The sequence below is a fragment of the Paenibacillus diazotrophicus genome (assembly GCF_042610465.1).
Window position 1 is genome coordinate 974,897 of the sequence record NZ_JBGJZN010000001.1, and the last position, 24,155, is coordinate 999,051.

The 24,155-nt window shown below is 47.1% G+C and carries 19 protein-coding genes; 9 read left to right on the forward strand and 10 right to left on the reverse strand.

Annotated features, from left to right (window positions below; all coding sequences use genetic code 11):
• Window positions 1-29: 29 nt before the first annotated feature.
• The 4 genes from ACAN54_RS04380 to ACAN54_RS04395 are packed head-to-tail and all read left to right on the forward strand — an operon-like array spanning window position 30 to window position 3,561.
• Window positions 30-818: an ABC transporter ATP-binding protein gene (locus tag ACAN54_RS04380; RefSeq protein WP_379152943.1), complete on the forward strand. Its 789-nt coding sequence runs from the start codon at window positions 30-32 to the stop codon at window positions 816-818.
• A complete protein-coding gene (locus ACAN54_RS04385) occupies window positions 802-1,566 on the forward strand; it encodes an ABC transporter permease (protein ID WP_379152945.1) in 765 nt (254 codons plus the stop codon). Before ACAN54_RS04380 ends, ACAN54_RS04385 begins: the two co-directional genes overlap by 17 nt.
• Window positions 1,567-1,603: 37 nt before the next feature.
• Window positions 1,604-2,629, forward strand: a complete 1,026-nt coding sequence (locus ACAN54_RS04390) for an ABC transporter substrate-binding protein (RefSeq protein ID WP_379152947.1) — start codon at window positions 1,604-1,606, stop codon at window positions 2,627-2,629.
• A gap of 14 nt (window positions 2,630-2,643) precedes the next feature.
• On the forward strand, window positions 2,644-3,561 hold the full coding sequence (locus ACAN54_RS04395; protein WP_379152949.1) for an MBL fold metallo-hydrolase: 918 nt from the start codon (window positions 2,644-2,646) through the stop codon (window positions 3,559-3,561).
• A gap of 185 nt (window positions 3,562-3,746) precedes the next feature.
• Here the strand turns inward: ACAN54_RS04395 and ACAN54_RS04400 are convergent, their stop codons facing one another.
• A complete protein-coding gene (locus ACAN54_RS04400; RefSeq protein ID WP_379152951.1) occupies window positions 3,747-5,339 on the reverse strand; it encodes an ABC transporter substrate-binding protein in 1,593 nt (530 codons plus the stop codon).
• Window positions 5,340-5,618: 279 nt separating this feature from the next.
• Between ACAN54_RS04400 and ACAN54_RS04405 the strand changes: the two genes are divergently transcribed.
• Window positions 5,619-5,996 carry a PilZ domain-containing protein gene (locus ACAN54_RS04405; protein ID WP_379152953.1) on the forward strand — a complete coding sequence of 126 codons (378 nt, stop codon included), beginning with the start codon at window positions 5,619-5,621 and terminating at the stop codon, window positions 5,994-5,996.
• Between the two features lie 52 nt (window positions 5,997-6,048).
• On the opposite strand, the gene ACAN54_RS04410 is transcribed toward ACAN54_RS04405, so the two are convergent.
• From ACAN54_RS04410 to ACAN54_RS04425, 4 genes are all read right to left on the reverse strand, one after another.
• Entirely contained in the window at window positions 6,049-6,693 is a 645-nt protein-coding gene (locus ACAN54_RS04410; RefSeq protein WP_379152955.1) for a hypothetical protein, read from the reverse strand.
• 92 nt (window positions 6,694-6,785) lie between these two features.
• Complete coding sequence (locus tag ACAN54_RS04415; protein WP_379152957.1) at window positions 6,786-7,520, reverse strand: helix-turn-helix domain-containing protein; 735 nt, start codon at window positions 7,518-7,520, stop codon at window positions 6,786-6,788.
• Between the two features lie 315 nt (window positions 7,521-7,835).
• The gene (locus ACAN54_RS04420) at window positions 7,836-8,615 is read right to left on the reverse strand and encodes a hypothetical protein (protein ID WP_379152959.1); all 780 of its coding nucleotides are present in this window, start codon (window positions 8,613-8,615) and stop codon (window positions 7,836-7,838) included.
• Window positions 8,616-8,847: 232 nt separating this feature from the next.
• Window positions 8,848-9,810, reverse strand: a complete 963-nt coding sequence (locus tag ACAN54_RS04425) for an EamA family transporter (protein WP_379152961.1) — start codon at window positions 9,808-9,810, stop codon at window positions 8,848-8,850.
• Between the two features lie 299 nt (window positions 9,811-10,109).
• Here ACAN54_RS04425 and ACAN54_RS04430 point away from each other — a divergent pair, with 299 nt between their 5' ends.
• The 4 genes from ACAN54_RS04430 (at window position 10,110) to ACAN54_RS04445 (ending at window position 15,335) form a co-directional block, all read left to right on the forward strand.
• Window positions 10,110-10,862: a hypothetical protein gene (locus ACAN54_RS04430; protein WP_379152963.1), complete on the forward strand. Its 753-nt coding sequence runs from the start codon at window positions 10,110-10,112 to the stop codon at window positions 10,860-10,862.
• 14 nt (window positions 10,863-10,876) lie between these two features.
• The gene (locus tag ACAN54_RS04435; protein ID WP_379152965.1) at window positions 10,877-12,565 is read left to right on the forward strand and encodes a vWA domain-containing protein; all 1,689 of its coding nucleotides are present in this window, start codon (window positions 10,877-10,879) and stop codon (window positions 12,563-12,565) included.
• A 131-nt stretch (window positions 12,566-12,696) separates the two neighbouring features.
• Window positions 12,697-13,836, forward strand: a complete 1,140-nt coding sequence (locus ACAN54_RS04440; RefSeq protein WP_379152967.1) for a toxic anion resistance protein — start codon at window positions 12,697-12,699, stop codon at window positions 13,834-13,836.
• Window positions 13,837-14,027: 191 nt separating this feature from the next.
• Complete coding sequence (locus tag ACAN54_RS04445; RefSeq protein WP_379152969.1) at window positions 14,028-15,335, forward strand: DUF5050 domain-containing protein; 1,308 nt, start codon at window positions 14,028-14,030, stop codon at window positions 15,333-15,335.
• A gap of 159 nt (window positions 15,336-15,494) precedes the next feature.
• Here ACAN54_RS04445 and ACAN54_RS04450 read toward each other — a convergent pair whose 3' ends face one another.
• The 5 genes from ACAN54_RS04450 to ACAN54_RS04470 form a co-directional block, all read right to left on the reverse strand.
• Complete coding sequence (locus tag ACAN54_RS04450) at window positions 15,495-16,352, reverse strand: DUF4405 domain-containing protein (protein WP_379152971.1); 858 nt, start codon at window positions 16,350-16,352, stop codon at window positions 15,495-15,497.
• A gap of 174 nt (window positions 16,353-16,526) precedes the next feature.
• On the reverse strand, window positions 16,527-19,913 hold the full coding sequence (locus ACAN54_RS04455; protein WP_379152973.1) for a GH36-type glycosyl hydrolase domain-containing protein: 3,387 nt from the start codon (window positions 19,911-19,913) through the stop codon (window positions 16,527-16,529).
• Window positions 19,914-19,965: 52 nt separating this feature from the next.
• Window positions 19,966-22,131 carry a beta-glucosidase BglX gene (gene bglX, locus ACAN54_RS04460; protein WP_379152975.1) on the reverse strand — a complete coding sequence of 722 codons (2,166 nt, stop codon included), beginning with the start codon at window positions 22,129-22,131 and terminating at the stop codon, window positions 19,966-19,968.
• 135 nt (window positions 22,132-22,266) lie between these two features.
• Window positions 22,267-23,259, reverse strand: coding sequence for a LacI family DNA-binding transcriptional regulator (locus tag ACAN54_RS04465; protein WP_379152977.1), 993 nt, complete (start codon window positions 23,257-23,259; stop codon window positions 22,267-22,269).
• Between the two features lie 43 nt (window positions 23,260-23,302).
• Window positions 23,303-24,127, reverse strand: coding sequence for a carbohydrate ABC transporter permease (locus tag ACAN54_RS04470; protein WP_379152979.1), 825 nt, complete (start codon window positions 24,125-24,127; stop codon window positions 23,303-23,305).
• Window positions 24,128-24,155 lie beyond the last annotated feature (28 nt).

The following is a 24,155-nucleotide window of genomic DNA, read 5'->3' on the forward strand; positions in this document are numbered from 1 at the left end:
TGAGGCGCTTGGGTCAGGAAGGTGATCACATGATCGAAATCAACAATGTCAGCAAAGTATTCAAGCAGCGGAAAGGAGAACCTTACACGGTACTGGATCAGGTCTCCTTCCAAGTAGAACGCGGGCAATTTGTGTCCTTGGTAGGTCCTTCCGGCTGTGGGAAATCTACTTTATTAAACCTGATCGCCGGGTTTGAGACTTCCTATGAGGGTTCGATTACCTCCAACGGGCAGCGCATTACGTCACCGGGCTCGGACCGTGTTGTCGTCTTTCAAGAGCACGGGCTCTTTCCTTGGTTAACCGTACTCGACAATGTTGCCTTTGGATTAAAGCAGCGGGGCTTATCCAAAAAAGACCGTTATGAGCTGGCCTATGAGCAGATTAAAGCCGTGCATTTAAGTAAGTTCGTGGAACGTTATCCGCATGAGCTCTCCGGCGGGATGAAGCAACGGGTTGCGATTGCCAGAGCGCTGGTCATGGACCCGGAGATTTTATTAATGGATGAGCCCTTTGCCGCCTTAGATGAGCAGACCCGCTATATTCTGCAAAAGGATCTGGAGGAGATCTGGCAGAAAACGCAGAAAACCATTTTGTTTATCACTCACAATATTCGCGAAGCTATTCTTCTGTCTGAACGTGTGTTAGTCATGTCCACACAGCCCGGACGGATTAAACAGGAGTTCGCCGTCCGGGCCTCCCGCCCTCATGCGCTGGATGATCCTTTGATCCATTCTCTCGAAACAAAAATTCTGGCAGTTCTGACAGATGAACTGGATAAGGTTGTTCAAGGGGAGATAGATCATGAATACAGCATTTAGAAGGATTATTTTTCTGATTATTCTTGTTATTGCTTGGGAGCTAAGTTACCGGATTTTCGAATGGGGCTGGAAGTTCCCCTCTCCATTGCAGACCTATCAAGCCTTTTATGATGGATTTACGAAGGGGAATTTGCTGGAGGCTACCTTTTCTAGTCTGCGCCGCTTATTGATTTCGTTTGTTCTTGCCATTGGAATCGGTACGCTGCTGGGATTCTTATTCGCCCGTTTTCGTTATTTTGATGAAACCTTTGGGTTCCTGGTCGTTGCACTGCAGACAGTTCCCAGTATTGCCTGGCTGCCTTTCGCCATCATCTGGTTCGGACTTAACGATACCTCCGTTATTTTCATCACCACCATCGGCGCAACCTGGACCATGTCTATGGCCAGCCGAACCGGCATTCTGAATATCTCCACCATCCATTTAAGAGCGGCGCGGATGATGGGTACGGGCAGCGGGTTTAAGATGTTTTTTCAAGTGATGCTTCCCGCGGCTTTCCCTCATCTCATCACCGGAGTCCGCGTGGCTTGGGCATTTGCCTGGCGCGCACTTACTGCTGGTGAGCTTATTGCCAGAGGGCTGGGACTGGGCCAGACACTGCAGGACAGCCGCAGCATTGGCGATACCGCAACGATCCTGTGTGTTGTCATTATCATCGCCGTGATCGGCACCCTGTCGGATCATTTGTGCTTCAAAAGGCTGGAGGATCGTATTATGCTCCGCTACTGCTTAGATTCAGCCAAAGGATAAGTTGAAATCATCCACTCCAAGGTAAAGGGGCACAATCATGAGAAAATTATCGGTCGTCTTGTTACTAGTATTCACTCTGGTCGTATCAGCTTGCGGAAATAATGGCGGGAACGCTTCAACAACAGGTAATCTGACAGTTCATATTGGGCTTTTGAAAAATGTAACCCATGCTCCAGCCTTCATTGCCCTGAAGAACGGCTATTTCCATGATGCCTTCGGGGCCAATGTTAAGATTGAAGTCACGGCCTTTGACAACGGCTCTGACTTCTCTACCGCCATCGCAACCCACCAGATTGATCTGGGCTTTGTGGGTCCTGGGCCTGCCATCAACCAGTTTCTGAAGAGTGAGAACTTTCGGATCATTTCCGGTTCGAATAATGGAGGTGCGGTCTTCATTGCCCGCAAAGATGCCGGCATCCATTCCGTGAAGGACCTAGTGGGCAAAACCGTAGCTGTTCCCACCAAAGGCAGCACCAATGAAATCTCTTTGCGTTTACTTTTAGAACAGGAAGGTCTGAAGGTGTCGACGGATACATCCGGCGTACAGATTATCACCCGTGCTCCAGCAGACACGTTGGTCGCCATGCGTCAGAAAGAAGTCGATGCTACCTTAATTCCGGAGCCTTGGGGAATGCAGATGGTAGAGGAAGGCACTGGCGAGGTCTTGGTCGATTGGGACAAAATCCCGCCAAATGATGGCAACTACCCTTTAACCCTGTTAGTAGCCAGCGACAAATTTCTGCAATCGCATCGTGATCTAGCCAAACGAGCGATCCAGGCCAATTTGGACGGAATTGACTTTATTCAATCGCATCCTGCAGAAGCCTATGAAGCAATTAGCGCAGAGCTTAAAGAATTAAGTGGAAAAGGCATGGACGTCAAATTAATCAAAGGCGCCATAGAACATTTGAACCTAACCGATGAGGTTGATCCGGAGGTTATCGAGACCATGGCTAAGGTGTCTTTTGACGCAGGATACATCAAGGATATTACTGAGGATAAGCTCGACCTAAGCAAGTTTATCGATTTATCGTTATTAAATGAAGTGAAAAAGGACAGATAAGGAGATACAACTATATGCAAATACAAGATCAGAACAAACAAGAACCGAGCTTTCATGAGAACTTAAAGGTGATTATATTGGGCACAGGCACACCACGGGCATTCCAAGGTCGGGCCAAAGCAGGTGTGGTCGTTCTAGCCGGAGAGAATACCTTCTTGGTAGATTGCGGTGGTGCTACTGTAGATCAGCTCCTTAAAGCGGGTGTCATGCCGCAGCGGATTTCAGATATTCTCTTCACTCATCATCACAGCGATCATAACTCGGGATTCTTCGATGTATTCATCTCCAGCTGGCGCACCCATGTCAATGCCAATCAGGTATTTCAGGGCCGCTCAACGCCAATGAATGTTTATGGACCTACCAACACTAAGGAGATTATCGGCAAGATGCGCTTGGCCTTCGATTTCGATGTCAATCTGCGAATTAACTATAACCTCTCGGCTGACGAAGGGGCCAATATCAACTATTTTGAATGCAATGAAGGCATAATTTATGAGCAAAAGGGCATCAAGATTACAGCTTTTGAAGTCGATCATAAACCCGTCTATCCTGCGATTGCCTATAAGTTTGAGTATAATGGGAAGTCTGTGGTCATTTCAGGTGACACCATTCCCGTTGACAACATGGTTAAATACAGCCGGGGAGTTGATCTTCTAGTTCATGAATCCTATAACAAGAGATGGTTAGATGCCCTGATTGAGAAATTCCCGGATCAAGCAGCCTCCCTATCCAATCCCGCCAAATACCATTCCACTACACACGAAGTAGCTGAAATGGCCCAGCAGGCTGAGGTAAAGCATCTGGTGCTCACCCATCACATCCCCGCACCAGCAGAAACGGTAGAAGCAGAAGCAGAGTATAGTACAGGCATGCAGGAGATTTATAAAGGTCCCATCACCATGGGCCGTGATTTAATGGAGTTTGAATTGTGAGTATACTTGAACCAGTATATTCAAGATTCTATAGTTAATTTAAGGTCTGCTGTAAGGAGAGGTTCAATATCCTTATTGACAAAGTTGACTAATACATAAAGAAGAGCCCGCGCAGAATGCGGGCTCTTCTTTATGCTTTGAGTATAACAACCAACGGAAACAAGTTAACTCATTCTGATACATAATTATTTTGCCGATTTGGCCAAAAACTCATCGATCTGACGTTGTACTTCTGCAATAATCTTGTCTATTCCGGCAGCTTTTACCTGCTTTTGCAAGGTTGCCAAACCTTTGTCTACATCTTTCACTGTTCCATACTCCAGCGGAATGCCATATTGGAGCATTACATTGCCTACGTTAGCGACTTCCGTTTTGACCTTACTATTATCGAACGCAAAGGTTTCCAGAGGATAGTGGTACACCTCTCCTTCCCATTTGTTTGTCAGCGCGTTCGCTTCTTCCGGGAAGGAAGCATTGTCCCGGTTCAGCGGCGAGTTAAAGCCCCAATTGGAAAAACCAGTGAAGTTGGCGTTCTTTTCTGCATTCGTGTATTTGTCTTCTCCAACCGGATTGTAATGTACAGCAGGAATTCCGTTCATGATCAGATCATGCAGTTCCTTATCGTTCTGCAGCAGATCAACCATCATCAGCGCCCGTTCCGGGTTCTTCGAGGTCGAATGAATAGCGATCCCGTTCTGAGTAGAGACAGCCACAGATTTCTTCTTATCCGGTGTAATGTCTGCCAGTGCTAATTCATAAGGTGTTTTCTTCTCCCGCATATCAGTCATCAGAGCGCCAAGGGTGCCCAGATTGTGTGTAATAGAAGCCGTCTTCCCGGCCTTGAACTCCTGCTGGTGATCCAGCTTACTGTTCAATGCACTTTTTGACCAGGCATTGTTATCGGCCAGATCCTTATAATAGTAGATCAGGTCCTTGAATTCCGGCGTTTCGTATACATTGAATACTTTACCGGCAGGGTCGGTCAACTTGAAGCCAATTGGCAGATCAAAGTCGAGCATGTTCCATTCGTTCTGCTGCTTCAGCAGCACCCGGTCCAGATTATGCAGCTTCCAGTCCCCCGTCTCCGGCACGAATGGAGTAACGCCTTTCTCCTTCTCGGCGATCGTCTTGAGATAAGTTGCATACGCTTCCGGGCTGTTGATCTCCGGCAGGTTGTATTTCTTACGGAGGTCCTCCCGGTACAGAATCAGCTTCTCAACAGTTTCCCCGCGGTTCTGAGGCACCATATAGAGCTTGCCATTCACCTTTGCCTGACCCCAGCTCACCTCTGGCATTGCCTTCCAGGTTAACGGAGTGTACTTCTGCAGCATATCATCGGTCAGTTCCAGGAATCCGCCTTTGAGAGCCTGATCGTTATACCCTGCCCAGTTCGCCGCATAAATGAGGTCGAAATTCTCGTTGGCCGCAAGTTTGAGCGGATATTTCTGCGCCCAGTCCGACCAGTCCAGGAACTCGCCTTCTACCGTGGCATTGATCTTCTCCTTCAACTTCTTATTGATCTCCGCAAATACCGTATCATAATCGACTGGTTTCGGTCCCACGAAGATCATCTTCAGTGTGACTGGCTTGGATGTATCCACTGTGCCCGCATCCCCGGCAGGCTGAGTATTATCTCCCGCAGCCTGTGTTGCTGCAGCAGAAGCGGTAGGATCCGCCGCATTCCCTCCAGTGTTACCATTATTATTGCCTCCACACGCACTTAGAAGCGACAGAGTTAGAATACCTGACAGCAGTGTCAACCCTCTTAGTTTCTTCAAAAGATTAAGCCCCCTATCGATATATGTAATCGTTTACATTCATAGTATAAAGAAAAGTTACTCCTCATTGAATGCAGGCCGTCAACGATTATACATACTTTTGCAACGACTTCATCAATGCAGTATGTATATAACAGAACTACAGTGCCTGAAATAGGGGTTTTGAACAGAATGTGAATTCATTGTCTTAAATAGTCAAGATGCCCAAAGCTCTTCACTTCTCCCGTTTCCATGTCGATAAATTTAGAATACACTACTTGGAAAAGGTTGGAGGAGCATATGATTAGTAACCGCAGAACCGAGCCCTTTCGGTACACCCTTTTAGAACCTGTTGAATTCGATCTTCATATTCTTACCATCAATGGAACTCCGGTTCCTCCTAAGCCTGTAAATGCCGTACTGTATGACATCAGCCGTTCGGGATGCCGCCTGTCGATTCCTTTGAACGTCAATCCGGATGTTAATCAGGTACGTGTTGGTATGGAGATGAATCTTTCCTTAGAAACTATCTATATAGAAGGAACGTTGAAATGGAACAGGGAGCAGGAGGGCACCTTTCATTACGGTATTCAATTGGATATTCCCGAAGCTGATCGTGACCGTCTTCCAAGAATACTACGCACACTGGCCGGCGAAGGTAAAATATTGGTTCGTTAATAGGAACAAAAAAGGAGCATTCCTTCTGAGGGAATGCTCCTTTTTCCGGTTCCTATTTAAACGATACAGATTCCAATATCTTATCTGTTTCAGCCTTTGTCTTCTCATCTACGTACGTAAGAATGAGGTTAAATGCATACCCGTCAATAATGGTGCTGTAATATTCTTGTGTAACCAATGCCGCCCCAGTATTAATGGAAGCCTTCATCATATCCATATCTTTACCACCGACTTTGACTGTCTTGATCGCTTCGAATTCATACGGAAGTTTGCTGTCTTCCATCAATTTTTTTGAAGATTCAAGATAGTCCTTACCATCCTTAATGCCTTGGAGCATGCTGACCTTCTCGGCAACCGAGATAGCAGAAGCTCCGGTTTTACCGGAATCCAAAGGGAATTCAGAAGCCATCAGCAGGTTCAGCGTTTTGGTCTTCGCCAGATCAAGCATTTTACTCTTGGCTTTGTCCCCTCCGGCAACCACTTCCTGGCCTGCATCCATAAGCTTCATCATCTGGTCTGCGTCCTGATAAACCCATTCTTTAGGAAAGTTAAGGGATAACCCGAAAAAGTCATTAGTGTAAGTACCGCTTTCAGTCACACCCAAGCTAACCTCTTTGTTGTCTTTCCCGCCGCATGCTGTAATCATCATCAGCATTAACACCATAACCATAGATAATAAACCAACTTTTTTCTTCATAATACCCTCCTGATGTTTTCTCTCTTTGTGTACACCAGAAAAGTTTAACATGTAATGTCATCCTTTCCACCTATATAAAACTATAGGGAACACTAAAACAATAACATCCGTGTGGCTACGGAAACAGCTTCGGAGCTGGATTGGACCCCCAACTTATCAAAAATAATTTTTTTATGATGATTAACCGTACATTCTTTTATCTTTAATTTGTAGGCAATCGCTTTACCCGTCAGTCCTTGAGAGATCAGCTTGAGTACTTTCAGCTGACGTTCACTTAGTTGCGGAGGAAGATGGCCTGCGGTCTTGCTTGCAAGCTGGACCTGGTAACTGATGAGCATATCTGCCGGAATCAGCTTGGCAATCGCGATCAGTTCGCTTTTCATAGCTGCATTGATTGTTGATACATCGAGATAGCCAATAATTTCATTACTGACCATTAACGGAACCGAAAAACAGTGCCAATTCTTAAAAAAAGGACTTTCATGGTCTTCAGGCGGCAAATACACGGAACAGCCCTGTGCTATGGCCTCGGATATCGCATTAACACCACAACATTCTTCTGTAAAAAACATCCCCAGGTGAATAGGAGAACTGCTTACAACACTTTCCAGATTACGACTGTAATCCATCGCAAGGAGAACCCCCTCCTCATCCGTAAGCAGAAATAAATATGTACCGCTAAGATGATCTTTAATATTGAATATACAGTGCTGAAAAACATCAATTAAAAGTTGATTAGGAGCGTTAATACAGTTAAATTGCTGCGTGTTCGATGACAAACAGACCTCTTTTTCAAGCCGGCCAGGTGTATCGATGGTTGTGATCATTCCTACATTTCTCCTTCCACTTAAGATCACCCAGAAACTGGAGAATCCAATATACTTATCGGAATAAATGCAGGGGAAAATGAATTTTCGGCAAACCACGCTATATATTTCTGAATCTTTGAATATACGACTTTTGGCATGTTGTACTTAAAAAATACAATCATATCATCATCATTAAACGTTAATCTGCTAAAAAACAGGACTTTAAGTGCATATAGTAAGCTCATGTTATTACTGATCATCAGATAAACGTTACTATTATACTATTTTTTCATTTACTCTGTTCATGGACTGATTTATACAGATTGTTAAGCTTCAGAGCAGTACTACTGAATTCACTGCTCCTCTGGCGCAATGCACCAGGATTTCATACAACCGGGCTGATAGTTCACTATACTCCTGCTCCCGGTCATGCTGATAGGCAGAATATGGAGGACCGTCATTCCAGGAACCCATGCCCCCGAATACCCAAGCTTTGTAGACAGCATTCAGCAGAGTACGAGCCTGGTCGTTATAAATATCCGGTAAGGTAAAAGACAACTGCACAGCTGGACCGGTTCCGTTCAGTACTTGTCCTGCTGGCTCAAAGAAATGTTCCGTCCAGAAACTCTCACCGATCTCGCTAGCGAGGTCTCCAATCTGTCTTAGTACTGCTTCCAGCTTCCCTGATAAATCGGATAAAGGAAGGAATTCGCGATTGCCCTTCTGCCCATCGAGAAGTTTCTGCTCGGTATAGATAACTTTCCACTTGGTCTGCGAGCCATACTTATCCATCCGCCAATCAGCTTTCCATAACGATTCCCCTGATGTTCCAAGTGAGGTCACTCCGGTGGGTACCCCAGCGGCACTATAAGTACTACTGCTCCCAGAAACTTCTGAAGACATACCATTTAACATGAGCCGCCGGCATCCATTATTTCTCAGCTCAGCAAGCCACTCCGGCCAGGTTCTGCCCTTCCCGCCCGATTCTGCTATGAATTGTACTTCTATAGACTCCATATGCTCCATTTCTGCATTGGAAGCATCGGCCCCGCTAATCAAATATCCATTGCCCAGCGCTGTGATTAATAATAGCTGATGCAACTCCCCGTTCATATGTAATTCCCCCTTTTCTTGGCATAACCTGTGGTTGCAGTATCCAAATCTCCTATCTATATCCTCTCACTTCCTTGTTCCATTCATCAACCTAAGAATTCTTTTTTGCTGCAAAAACCTCTTTAGAATAAATAGAATTTAGCATTTAACGAAAACAGCGCGTACCCGTCTTATCCGGGTACGCGCTGTAATTTGACTGTTTTTACGTAAGCACACTCTCTAAATGACTGGGTTAGGCCTGTGAAGCTGCCCTGTCCGACATTCTCCATCGAAGTTTGTACACTTCAGGAAGCACAACTCCCAGAAGTACCAGGACAACCCCGGTCCACTGCAATCCGCTTACCTGCTCATGCAGTACGAATGAGGACAGCAATACGGCAACCGGCAGCTCGGCTGCACCAAGAATGCCAGCCATGCCGCCCCCGATATGAGGAACACCAATCGCAAATAATACCGGCGGAATAAACGCCCCGAACAAACCAAGTAAAAATCCAAACAGCAGCAGTTGTCCCCACAAAAGCCCGTTAAACAGAAAGTATGGCGGGAATATAATGAAGAGAAGAAGCAATCCGCCGGTAACCATCCATGCACTCCGGTATGCCGGATGTGCAGAGGGAACCGCTTTGCCGCTGAAAATAATGAACATGGAATAGCTCACAGCTGACAGCAGGCCAAGTGTAAGCCCCAGAGTGTTGAAATGTGCTGCACCCTGATCCATGATTCCTGCTGCAAGCAGTGTTCCGCCAAAGAGAAGCAGCAGCGTCAGCAGCGTCACCTTGTCAGGCCGCTGCCGCTTACTGACAGCCTGAATCAACACACTGATCCAAGTGAACTGGAATAGTAAAATAATGGCCAGCGAAGCCGGAATATAGCGCAATGACTGGTAATAGACTAAGCCCGTAACCACGGTTGGCGCACCCGCCATCATGAGCAGCAATCGCTGCTTCCAAGTAAGAGCTGGCGATTCCTGACGTGCGGCAGCAGGTGTGATACCTTGTCTACGTTGTTTGCGAGTCTGTCTAACCTTTGTATATAAAGCCAGCAGCCAGGCAAGGATGCAGCCGGTCAACAGCTGCGTTCCAACCACTTCACCAAGCTGGTACCCCTCTCCGTACGCCAATACGACGATCGTGGATAAAATGCCGTAGCTCATGGCACCCAATAATACCGATAACAAATATTTCAAATCCTTCATTCATTTATGCCTCCTGAATCTATTGAATCGGCCGCAATACGCAAATAAACCTAACTCCGGGGACGAGGACCGTGGAACACGATCCTTGCCATCGTAGTTAGGAAGAGTAGGCTTCCTGTAGAAACCCTCGCCCTGTTGATGCCCGTTAGGCTGCGAGGTTATACGAGAACAGTATGTAATTATACGTATGACGACTGTTCATATGTTACATGGCAAGTAAACTGCTGTCAACCTTTATTTCTTAAAATTTTAGGGTTCAACAATTCCTGACAAGAATCCTACCCTACCCTGCAGAGGAGGTGTGCATTCTGAATCGTTCTCGACCCGTCAAGCTGTTAGGACTCATCACCGGAATTACGCTCTCCAATATAGCTGTACTTTCCCCAGGACTGCTCGGTCTTCAAATTGTCGGCGGAAGTACGCTTGAGACTGCTTCAGGCGTTACCATGTTATTTATTAGTTTGCTTGTCGTGTTATATGGGAGTTATACCCTCCTCTTCAACACTCCGGCCGCTCCCTCTCTGCGTGCTTTAGTAACCCGGGAAGACTACCTCGCAGAGCTGAACCGCTACAAGAATGTGCAGGTGCTCAAAAAGGATGTCCTGCTTGCCCTGGAACAATTGGATAGAATCGACAAGAAGAAATCCACTTTGATGAATATACTGGGCGAGCGGTTTGAGCCTACGGAGTTAAGCTTCCGGAAGTTCCAATCCGTCATTATGGAGGTTGAAAAGCTCTTTTTCCTGAATCTGCGGGGAATTCTGAACAAACTCAGTGTATTCGATGCCTCTGATTTCACCTTGTTCACCAGAAGGCAAAAGCCGAAGGCCTTCACCGATACCCTGGTACAGAGAAAAACCGAGCTGTATAACGAATATTTTGCCCATATGACTGGCTATCTCGGGGCAAACGAGGAGATTCTGCTTAAGCTGGATCAACTGCTGCTGGAAATTTCTCTGCTGGATAGTACGGACTACAGCATAGTTGATGAAATACCTTGCATGAAAGAGCTTAACGCCTTGATCGGGCAAACCAAGCTCTATCAGAATTAGAAAGGAAGATGCACATGTCCGGAAAAGGCAAAAAAGGAATCATACTTGCAGGGATTGCAGCATGCGTATTTGCACTTGTCTATTTTGGAATCACGTTGACCGCTAATTTGGGTAAATCCGATAAGGAGATTTCGGCAGAAGACGCCGGTAAAAAGCTGAACAGACTATACAGCAATATTAATGTAACGATCGCAGATACAGTAAAAGGGCAAATCGATCTGGACCCTGCAGATATCGGTGAATCCTTGCCCGACATCTCCAAATTCCCGATTTCCGTTGAGAATACTACGGACAATTTCGTTGAAATATTCGCTTCCCCTGAGAAATCCGGGACGGGAAATAACGGCTGGCTGAATGAAGTAGCCACCGCCTTTAATGACGCAAAGATCATGATCGGCGGCAAACAGGCTTCTGTGAAGATCCGTAATATCGCCTCCGGTACCGCCGCAGACTTCATACGGTCCGGCAAGTATATTCCGGATGCTTTTACCCCATCCAATGAACTGTGGGGAGAAATGGTCAAAGCGAACGGTACACCTGCCGAGCTTATATCCAAGCGCATGGCCGGTAATGTCGCCGGTATCGTAACCAATAAGAAGAAATATGATGAACTGGTCGGCAAATACGGCTCTTTGAATGTCAAAACCATCACGGATGCTATCGCTGCGAATGAACTGTCGATGGGCTATACCGATCCGTTTGCCAGCTCCACCGGACTGAATTTCCTGGTGACCGCTCTCGGTACTTTTGACAGTTCAAATCTCCTTAGCGATCAAGCCGTGCAGGGCTTTGAACGGTTCCAGGCCAATGTACCTTTCATCGCTTCAACCACGCTGCAAATGCGGGATGCGGCCTCTACAGGGGTACTGGACGCTTTCGTTCTGGAATATCAAACCTATGTCAATGCGCCTGATCTGAAGAGCGGCTATGTCTTCACCCCGTTTGGAGTGCGTCATGACAGTCCACTCTACGCACTTGGGAATTTACCTGATGAGAAGCTGGACATCATTAAGAAATTTGCTGAATTCACAGAACAAGACAAATTTCAAAAGCTGGCTTCGGATAAAGGCTTCAATGGATTGAATGAATACGTCTCCGAACTCTCCCCTCCCCAGGGCAGCCTCCTCTCATCTGCGCAGAAGCTCTGGAAGGAGAAAAAGGATGGCAGTAAACCGGTTGCAGCTGTATTTGTGGCTGATGTGTCGGGAAGCATGGCTGGAGAACCGCTTAATCATCTGAAGGAGTCGCTCCTCAAAGGACAGAAATTTCTTGGTAAAGACAACAGTATCGGTCTTGTATCTTACTCCAGTGAAGTGACTATTAATCTGCCCATCGGCAAATATGACACCAATCAGCAGTCCATGTTCGTAGGTGCAATTAACAACCTGCAGGCTACCGGAGGCACTGCTACTTTTGACGGAATCATTGTGGCGATGAAAATGCTTCATGACCAAATTGCAGTGAATCCGGATATGAAGCCGCTGATCTTCGTACTAAGTGACGGTGAAACGAATGAAGGCCATTCACTGGATGAGATTAGAGGCTTAATTGAGACCTACAAGATTCCGGTCTATACCATTGGCTACAATGCGAACATCAAGGCATTAGAGAGCATCTCCAGCATAAATGAGGCAGCTAATATCAATGCGGATACAGACGATGTCGTATACAAAATAGGTAATCTGCTCAACGTGCAAATGTAGCTAAGGCTACCACCGTGCATGTTATCGGGGAAGCGAAGCTTCATAAAACTTGGCGTATGCTTTCGTAGCGAGTTTTATTGCGGTGATTAATCGGGGAAGCGAAGCTTCATAAAACTTTTAGGAGGTATGTTATGTCATTTACCATGGAAATTCCTAATACAGAAACGCTAAAAGCTGTTATTGAGGAACAGGTTAAGCCGGAGCCTGCTGAGATTACGCAGCTGAAGGAGCTGGCCGCAAGCAATGTGGCAAGTATTCTGGAGCTGGATATGGACTCTCTGGAAAAACGCAGATCCGTTCTCCAATCGATCGATACTTTCGGCATGAATACGATGCGCTCCTCTTCAGAGAAAAACTCTCTGCTTCAGGTGTCCGTTGGCAATCTATCCAAGACAGGTGATGAAGGCGGGCAAGTCGCCAAAGGATTAACGGAGCTTCATTTGCAGTTAAAGGATCTGGATCCCGGCGCTGTCGATTTTGCCAAAAACGGGATACTCGGCAAGTTCTTTAATCCGCTGCGTACGTATTTTGCCAAATACCAAAAAGCCGATGCTGTCATTTCTGATATTATTGTCTCCCTGGATAAAGGCAAATCCATTCTGAAGAATGACAACACAACCCTTGAGATCGAACAGCAGACCCTGCGGGAGCTCACCAAAAGGCTGCAGAAGGAAATCCAGCTTGGCATGCTGATGGACCAGGAAATCGAGCAGCAGATTGAAGCCGCCACGGTGCGAAGTGAGTCCGAAGACAAGATCCGCTTCATTACCGAAGAAGTCCTCTTTCCGCTCCGTCAGCGGGTCATGGATCTGCAGCAGATGCTGGTGGTGAATCAGCAAGGCATCATGGCCATCGAGGTTGTGATCAGAAATAACAAAGAACTGATCCGGGGCGTCGACAGGGCCAGAAATGTTACCGTATCTGCTCTCAAAATTTCAGTCACCGTAGCAAGCGCACTATATAATCAAAAAATTGTACTTAAAAAAATCGAACTGCTGAATCAAACGACAGACAATCTGATCAGCGGCACCTCAAAAATGCTAAAAGAGCAAGGTGCCGCCATCCAAAAACAATCGATGGAAACCGCGGTCTCCCCGGATACACTGAAACAGGCATTTACCGATGTCTTGTCCGCCCTGGACTCAATCAGCACCTACAAGCAGGAGGCACTGCCGAGGATGCGCGAGACCATCCATCAGTTCCGGGAGCTGGCCGACAATGGCGAGCAACAGATCCGGCGTCTAGAACGGGGCAATTCGCTAGGGTTATAGGTCACGATTCTATGTGAGAGTATGAAGGATATTTCTGATTTGCACATTTATGCAGGTCTTTTACCATGAAATATATGAATTGACTGATAAATAATGGTTCTTTCGCTTCATATATTTTCCTATAGCAATTCCGATATGTTATTAAGGTAATGTTATTATTCATACTATTTCACCTAAAGAGGAGTCGACAAATGAAAAAGTTCCAGAAGTTAACAAAAAGAATAGGGTCCATCCTGCTTGCAGGTGTACTGATCAGCACAGCCTTAGGGGTAGGAAAGCTGAATTCACAAGCATCGGCAGCAGCTGCTGAGAACGGGTATGTGTACTATAGTACGGAAGATGGAGCATTGTACCGTGTCCCTACTGCCGGGGGTAGTGCTCAAATGATCTCTGATTATTTCGAAGGATCCTATCTGGATGCAACCAGCCAGTATTTGTATTTTTATGATAATGAGGAAACAAGCAAGCTGCAGCGCTTGTCTCTGACCGAACCGGACGCACTGATCAGCAACTTTGCCGGCGGAAAGGATGTTATATTTTACCAGATCGAGGGTGATTACCTTTATTTCATGGATGATCATGGCGTGATCTACCGCTCGCTTGCTAATGCACCTGATGACACCCAGATCAAGCAAATTGCTAATAACGCAGACACAGAATTCCCTGGATTCTATGTTGAGGGTGGCCGCATTTACTACAATGTTCTGAAAAACGGAACCAACACCTGGGCTGCTTCAAAGTCCCGCGATGGTAGCGGAAATGTACAATATATAGGTCAAGGCGCCATTCCATCTTATTCCTTTATCCATTCGACTCCTACTACAGTATCTGTAATGGTAGATACCAAACCGGCAGAAAACTACTATTCACTTAACTCCATGGTTCTGTACACTCTTCCGATTACTGGAGGAAATCCCAAAGCAGCCAATGCCAAAAGCCCTCTGGATGTTAATGCAACCTTATCCGGCTTCTGGTCCAAAGATTATTATGTCTATAACAAAGGTGTTACCGTAGATGAAAATGATGATTATGTGTATTCCAAGGCCAAAAGCTTTGCTATAGATCATAACGGAAAATCGTTTCAGCTCAGTCAAAGCGCAGTTGTCAGCCTGGCCGATATGGGCGGAAATAAGCTGGCTTACGTAGGCAGCAACGGTAAAGGATACGTCAGTACGATCGCCAACGGTAAAGTAATCAGCACCAAAACGCTTGGGCTAAGTCAAGTGACAAATGTCTATAATGTGAAGAATGGTACAGCTGCCGGACAAACTGTATTTTTCACCAACAATGCGGCTTATGCTGTAAATGCGGATTTATCTTTATCCAAATTGAACGGCGTGACCTGGGATAACAGTTCAATCTATGACGATGTAACCGGTATTTTCTATTATAACGCTGATGATAATGATAGCCTCTATAAAATGAGTACCGACGGTAAAACAAAGCTGAAGCTCACTGATGGAGCTGTGAGTGAAATCTATACAATTACCACTAACTAAAAAAGCATGCTGGTACCTAACATCTGTCAGCCGGAGCTTCCTTTGAAGCTTCGGCTTTTTTTTCGCAGCAAGGACCCCCTTGTGGACGGGCCAAAAGGACAGATTACGGTCATTACATTCGTTACCTTGTCCTCTTGTCCAGATCCACACCGCAAGTAATTACGTTATACCAGGGTGCTCAAGCTTCTTCACAGCTAGCTTAACCTTCTTTCTCCGTGCAATCCATTTGTCCAGGTAATATGTAGCTCCGGCAAACACAGCCATAATCCCCGTGTAGGTAAAGAGCACTTTATACCAGCTGGTGCTTCCGATATTCCTTCCTTTTGACTTCCCTTTAACCGGGAAAGACGGCTTGTTCTCGCTTCCTCTTTGAGGTTTCACGAACTCCGATCTATTCCTATCCCCATGTTCATAGATTCCCTCTCCAGAAGCTGAGGAGACCGAGAACACTCCCTGCAGCATCTGCAGTCTGGAGAAGTAATTAGTCGTGTATACCTGATAGACCCCAAATGCAAGCACCATAATTGCCACGCCTGTCATTAGAACGCGGGATAATGAACGTGGCAGCTTGAGATTTAAAGGTTTCTGCAGCACTTTAATCACCCAATGCCAATGAAGTCCAATATGTACACCGATTAACCCAAGGCCCAGATACGCTACAGACATATGTGCTATTTTGAACCAGTTCTCATTTCCTAGCTGGAAGGTTGGAAGTACGACCCGAGAGATGACTAGACCGCTAACTAGAATGAGTGTCATCGATAACAACAGCGAAACGTTCAGTAAATAACTGAACCGTGTACGTACCGGAAGGGACCGGTCAAACAGCCTTAGGGTCACCTTCTGGACAAATCTCCAATTCAGTATAATGTGGGCCACGAACGCAAACCCGATCGCTATTCCAGCGATTTCATGAAAAGCAAGCCCGCCTAACACTCTTGTGTTATAGAGCAGTGCAAAGGTAATCCCCATTAATAGATCGAGAGTAAGTTTTACATATGATTTTTTATTCTTCATGATCTTCGTCTCCTTATCCTAATCTCTGAGCTTATGATAAGTGTGCTTGGTGAAAATTTGGTGAATATCGAAATATAGGCGGACAAAAAAACGGCCAGTGAGTGCCTGGCATCCCCAGAGGATGTCTGCATCACTGACCGCTATTAAATGTGTTACATAAAGTTTCTATAAAAATTACATATAAATATCTACAACTGTACCTTCTGTGCTGCGCAACCGGTCAAAATCAGCCCGTTTGATCCGTAGTCCGCCCAAGCGGTACCGATTCTCCAGCCGTTCTGCTGGAACTTCCTGTCCATTCACCTTAACATAGGCTAGTTGGCCTTGTGCACAATGGTACACAAACACGGCTGGCTTGCCATCGTAGTCGAAGTCGAATCGTGTGCCGTCCAGTTCATCCGGTAATACCGGATCGATGATCAGATCACCGCCGTCTTCGCGGATACCCAGCACATTCGAGATCAGTTGATTCATATAGATCCCCGGACCGCTGGAATAGATTCTCCAGCCGCCTTTTACCGGAACCGAACCGTCACGAAGCTCCGCAAAACGCTCCTGCGCTTCATACCGATTGGAGAATTTGCCGTCCGAGCTGCTGAAATAAGAATTGCTCTGCCGCAGCTCCGCATTTGGCACCGCATCACGAATGCCAATCGGGTTAATGACGGCCAATCCCTTCCATACCTGATCCCGTTTGCCGATCTTCGCCATTGCTTCAACAAAACGGATATGGGCATGCACATACTGCAGACCAATCTCGCGGCCAAAATTCGCCGCCTGCTCCGCACGTTTGAAGTGCAGACTGACACCACCGGCATATTGTGCCGGATGATTCATCAGACGCACGCCGTCCGGACAAAGGAATTGTTCCTGGATCAGCTTGTAGTGCTCCTCCATCTGCTCTGGAGTTAACAGCTCGCCAATCATGCTTCTGGTCATCGGTAGGAGCCGGTACTGGATGCCGGTCTCCTTATCTTCAGGATGCAGCAACAGCTTGGCATCGGCAGGATCTTCGAAGTAAAGGAAGCCCGGAATCACATCGGTTCCCAGCATATAGCGGTTGAAGTCACCTTGGATGCCTGTAGCTAGCTCCTTCAGTTCCCCGGCCCATGCGGCATCCGCGTCCTGCAGTACTCCCGATAATCCGAGCACCGTCTGATATGTCAATGCGACTGTCCAGCTGCTGACCATGTACTGCTTCAGCTGGGCATTGGCCGGTTGAAGGGTATCATCCCAGTCTCCGTCACCGTAAGAGGAGAGGAACGTATCATGCAGAAAATTCGCTTTGATATAGTCCAGTTCTTTGATCGCATGTTCCCGTAAGGAAGCTGTTTCTGATGTGAAGTCAAAATGGTGTCTGCGGGTGTACGGAAGCTGCACATCCAGAACATCGTAATCCCGGGTCGCCCGCAGATAATCGCCTAATACCTTCAGCGGCCAGACAATGATATCTCCGTGGCTCTCCTCCTGCTGGACTTGTGTATACTTGTCAAACATGAACCACTGCGGCCAGCTGCCGTCATCCTCATACTGATGAGTGAATACAGTAAGCAGGATTTCACGAACCTGTTCATACTTGTGGGTGGCCAGGAAATATTCCACCGGTCCCTGACAGACATCGCGGGTTCCCCATGCGGCTCCGCCGTACTGCTCCAGACCGTGAGGTACGGAATAATGAACCAGCATATTGTGGGTATACCACCAAGCCAGCGCATTCACCTTGAATAATTCTCCTTGTGTACCGCCCTGCTCCGTCAGCTTGAAACCATTCATGACTCCAGACAAAAATTCACGGTACCGTGCCGCCTCGGCTTCAACAGAAGTGGAGCTTATTGTACGCGCCTTGCCATCCAGCAGTCCTTGTATCGTCAAGGTCCAATCAGCACTTTCTTGCAGCTCCATCACTACAAGAGATGCACTGCCTTGAACATGCCCCTCTACCAGAATCGACTCGTCTCCCAGTTCGTATGCTGCGCCATCCAGTTGCATCCGGTAAGCTAATTCAGGGTATACCTGTGCGCTAGTCCCTGTCTGTGCTGCCCGGAAGGTTAGCGTACCATCCGAAGGGTCTTGGGACATTTCATATGGAACCTCATATTCCGCTACATTCATGGTGATCTGGTTCGTGATCAAGAACCGGTATGCCATGCCGTTAGCAGAATGCACATGCAATCTAACCTCCGGCTGATCCATCGTGGTGTAATTGGTGATTACCAGAGTATCCGATACCGTTTTATAATACCAGCGCACATAATTAAAGCCGATTTCGAACAGAGAAGGCATCGTTAGCAGATGATATTGTCCTTCCATGTAGACATATATCCGTTGTCCTGAAGTCTTGTAGACGTTCAAGGCGCTGCGGGCATTGGACATCATTTTATTGAAATTGGTGTTGCCTACGACCACCTGAGAATTGAAGATACCATACATATAGGAGGTTGTCGTCATCACCTCTGGGTTCATCCGCGCATTATCACCGCTCATAAGAATTTGTCCATGCGGACGCTCGACAAGAAGTTCCTTATCCTTGAGTACAACATGCTCATAGCCTTCCGTGAAAAAAGCCAGCAGCTTACCATCCTCACGCTCTTCTTGCAACTTGTGAGGGAACAGCACATCGAGCTCGGCACTAGTCAAAGAAAGAGTCTGCAGAGGTTCACCAATCTGAGGTTTGCCCGTTATCCGGTTCAGCAATTCCCCTTCAGCGGTGATGCTTCCCAAAGACTGTACCTCTTGCCAGGCTTCTTGAACCGACTCTGCATACTCCAGCTCCGTAATCGCAGCCGGATGATCCTCGCGAAACAATCCATAGAAGGTAAACCGCGTCTCCCCTTCCAGCTGGACCTTTGCAGACTGCAGGGCCGTGTAGGCAAATTCATACTGGTAAACCTCGTTTGCAAGCATGTCCCCTGACAATGCTTCTGGCTGATCCGTTTCCTTGTATGATAAGCCGAAAAATTGAAAACCATCGGTAGAATATCCAGCAGCACCTTCAAGCAGACCCTGCTGAAGATATGGGAACTTCCCGTCCTGCGGCTGATTCTGGCGGGAGCATACAACATATCCCTTATCTTTACTTTCAAAAACCGCATGATCGATGTATTGGGACAGATAAGCCTCATTGCTTGTAACTGCTCCAGGAGACGCTATACCCACATCTTGTGTATATATCACATCCACAAGAACTCCGCTGCCTTGGATGGAAATATCCCAGAACCAGACACCCGAACTTGTCATGGAGAAGACTACCTGATAACGGAGAGCCTCTTTCGCTCCCGTTCCTGCCTGCTCTACAGGAATATCGCCCTGCCATACTAAACGTTCGCCGTCTTTACGGAAACGGCTGGCTGATTTGACGCCAAGCAGCGGATAAGCCTGGATCCCTTTGGGGGTATGGAGCCTTACATACAGATTCCCAGGTGCACCATCCACAATGTTTGATAAAAGCTGATTAATCATCATTTTACCGCCCAGAGCCTGATACAAGTCACCGCTCTCCAGAAACGTAAAGGTTAAGTCACCCTTTTGAAGCGACAGCCTGGTTGTTGATGCAATTGTCATTTCGTTTCACTTCCTTATCTGCTGCGGTGAGAATACCGCTAATTAATAAATATTAGAGTAAACGGAACATGGCCGATTGAGTGTCACGACTGCTGGACCCGACATATACGGTGAACTGGCCGGGATCACTGGTGTAGGACAAATCACTATGGTGATAGCGAAGCTGGGATTCCTCAATGTGGAACACAACCTCTTTACTCTCTCCGGGTGACAGCTGAATCTGTCTGAAATCCTTAAGCTCTTTAACCGGACGCACAGTCTCACCGGACATATCTCGGATGTAGAGCTGAACGGTCTCGGTTCCGGCAAGGCTGCCAGTGTTCGTGACGGTTACTTTGGCTTCCAGCGGACGGTCTGCTGTCATCCGATCCGAAGACAGGGAGAACTCTGCATAGGCAAAGGAGGTATAGCTTAGACCAAAACCGAAAGGCAACAGCGGTTCATTGGGAATATCGATGTATTGAGAAATATAGCGGTTGTCAGTTGCTTCCTCCGGTTTCGGACGTCCGGTATTGTAAGCATTGTAATATACAGGAATCTGGCCCACAGAATGCGGGAAGGACATGGACAAACGTCCAGACGGATTCACCTTGCCATACAAAATATCCGCCAGTGCCGCACCGCCTTCACTCCCTGGGAACCATGCCTCCAGCACTGCATCGGCCACATCATAGACTCCATGGAGATCAAGCGGACGACCGTTAAAAAGCACAACAGCCAGCGGCTTTCCAAGCTTCTTCATCTCTCGGATCAGCTCAAGCTGAGCTTCCGGAAGACGGATATCACTGCGGCTGCCTCCTTCTCCGCTCATGTCTGAGGACTCGCCGAGCGCCAGTACAATAACTTCAGTTGCTGAAGCAGCGTTCAGCGCCTCAGCAAGGCCGCTTTCTGTAATTGTATCAATGCCGCAGCCCTCTGCGATTAATACATTTTCGGGATCACTGCTGATTTTCTGCATCGACTCTCCAAGCTTCACCGCAGTTTCCTTGGAACCGGTCCAGGACCACCAGCCGAGAATATCACCGCTTGCTGCAAACGGACCTATCAAGGCAATCCGCTGGTTAGCCCGGAGCGGAAGAACTCCTTCATTTTTGAGTAGTACACTCGACTTCTCAGCAAGTCTCCGGGAGACCTGCCGGTGCTCCGAACTAAACACGATTTGCCGTTCCAGCTCAGGATCAGCTCCGCGCATTGGATTCTCGAATAAGCCCAGCTTCTCTTTCAGCTCCAGAATCCGCAGCACGGCTTCGTCAATTATCGCTTCGTCAACAAGCCCATCTGCCACAAGCTCCGGCAAATGATTCACATAACTTGTGGTCATCATATCTATATCAACACCGCTGTGGATCGCCTTGAAAGCAGCCTCTTTCTCATCTTCTGCTGCTCCATGCGCAATAATCTCCTTAATCGCCGCCCAGTCAGAGATCAAGACCCCCTCAAATCCCCATTCGTCACGAAGCAGCCCGCGCATCAATTGGTGGTTGCCTGTAGCCGGAATACCATTCACAGTATTGAAGGAAGTCATCACCATTTCGGCGCCTGCGTCGATGGCCGCTTTATAAGCCGGCAGATAATATTCGCGCAGCTGACGCTCTGATAGATCTACAGTGTTATACTCACGGCCTCCTTCGGCCAGCCCATAGGCCGCAAAGTGCTTCACACATGCCGCAACACGGGTCATATCGTCCTTAAGATTATCTCCTTGGAAGCCTTGGACAAATGCCTTGGCAAATTCAGCATTCAAGTAAGTATCTTCACCCGTTGATTCCATCACCCGGCCCCAGCGGGCGTCACGAACCAAATCTACCATAGGGGCAAAAGTCACATGAAGTCCGGATACAGCCGCCTCACGCGCAGCAATCTCGGCACTTTGTTCAGCAAGATTGAGGTCCCAGGAACAGCCAATCGCCAGTGGAATCGGAAAAATCGTCTTGAAGCCATGAACGATATCCGCCATGAACAATAGCGGAATACCGAGTCTGCTTCCGGACAGGTGCTCTTTCTGAACCGCCATCATTTTCTCCGCACCTGCAATACCGAGAACCGAACCCGCAGCCCGTTTCGTATTGGCATCAATTCCGAGCTCTTCCATAGGACCGGTAATCTCAGAATCATCACCCGGTTCATCATAGAAAGGCGCTGCCAGCTGCAACAGTTGGGCTACCTTCTCTTCCAGGGTCATATGTTTCACATATTTGTTGTACAAATGTTCAGTCATAGCTGCTCCCCCAAAGAAACGAAACGTTTCTATTATATTTTTCCATATATAATATAGATTTTTTTTATTGAATCAATTTTATTTCCTAAACGTTTCAATTTAATTCGAAGATCCGCCGGAACCTCCCCAGGGCAGTCAGCTCCGGGGTTTGACCGATTTGCGTTCAACCAGCTCAATCTTGAGCTTATAGAAATCATTAACGGTGTCGCCGTTAAGCATTTGGAACAGCAGATGCCCCGCAAGCGATCCGGATTCATACATAGGCTGACGGATCGTTGTGAGAGGAGGCTGAATGTATTCGGACAGTTGGATATCATCAAAACCGATCACAGAAATATCATCAGGAACACTGATACCTCCCTCTTCAAGGGCCTTCAATCCTCCAACAGCCATTTCATCATTCGCATAAAAGACAGCTGTGGGCAGCTCTCCCTGCATCAGCATCATTTTGGTCGCCTTATATCCGCCCTCACGGATGAATCCCCCGTTCAGCTTCCATTTGGCCTTTTCCTCCAAACCTGCTTCCCGCATGGCCCGCAGAAATCCCTGGTAGCGCAGCGCATTATCATAGGAATTAGCCGGACCACTGATATAAGCAATATGCTCATGGCCTTTTTCGATCAAATAACGGGTAGCACTGTAGCCGCCCTGCTCTCCATCTACCACAACATTTATGAGTCCTTTGCCTGCAATCAGCCGGTCCATGACAATAATAGGAAATCTGTCACTTCCGGCAGCCTGCAAAATCTCATCAGTAATGTTATGTGCAAGCACAATGGCTCCATCCACCCGCTTCTCCAAAAGAAATCTTACCGCCGTGGAGTCCTTCCCGCCCATAGAACTGCATGCGATCAGGTCATAGGAATTGGACAAGGCCACATCCTGAATGCTCCGAATCAGCTCTGAATAATAAGGTCCGGATAAATCTGTCAATATCAGAGCTATGGTATTCGTACGGCTTCTCTTCAAATCCATGGCAAAGCCATTTTTCTGATAATTCAGCTGTTTTGCGGCTTCAAGCACCTTTTCCCTGGTTTTGGCGCTCACCTTGCTGTCGCCGCTCATAGCATAGGATGCTGTAGATAAGGCCACCCCTGCCAGCTTTGCCACATCTTTGATTGTTGCCATGTTTGTTCAACCCTTCCCGAGTCATGCCATATGCTTCTCTATATTATTTTATGCCGGAGATGGTATATCCTTCTATGATATGTTTTTGGAAGAAGATAAATATGATAATAATCGGCACAACCATGAAGGCCGCTCCGGCCATCTGCAATCCGAACTGTGTACCATATTGGCCTTTCAGCAGCGAGAGACCTACCGATAAGGTGTACAGCTTCTCATCATTGGCAATAATAAGCGGCCAGAGAAAGCTGTTCCAGGCGCCGATAAACGTCAGGATACCTTGTACTGCAAAAACCGGTTTCACAATCGGAACCATCAGTTGGAAAAAGATCCGGAGCTCCCCGGCTCCGTCCAATCTGGCTGCCTCCAGCAAGTCCATAGGAATCGTGGTCATGAACTGACGAAACAGGAAGATTGCGAACGCACCGACCAAACCAGGCAGAACTATTCCTGCCATCGTATTCACCAAATGCATCTGGTTAATGATCAGATAAGTTGGAATCATCGTAACCTGTCCAGGAATCATCATGGTGCCCAGAATAATATAGAAGAACTTGTTTTTACCCGGAAAATCAAATTTAGCAAAAGCATAACCGGCCATCGCGTTGAGAAACAGTCCTACAAAGGAGCACAGCACGATGATCAGTGTATTTTTCAAATAGATTAAAAAGTCCATCTTCACGAACAAATCCCGGTAGTTAGAGAACGTCGGGTGGTTCGGAATCAGTGTCGGGGGAATTACAGTGAATTCACTCTCCGGTTTAAAGGACGAGCCGATCATCCAGATGAATGGCACCATCATCAGCAGTCCGCCGATAATGAGCAGTGCGATCATCAATCCTTTTTCCATATGTTTCATTTTCAATGCCATGAAATTATACCTCCTCTTTAAGCAGCAG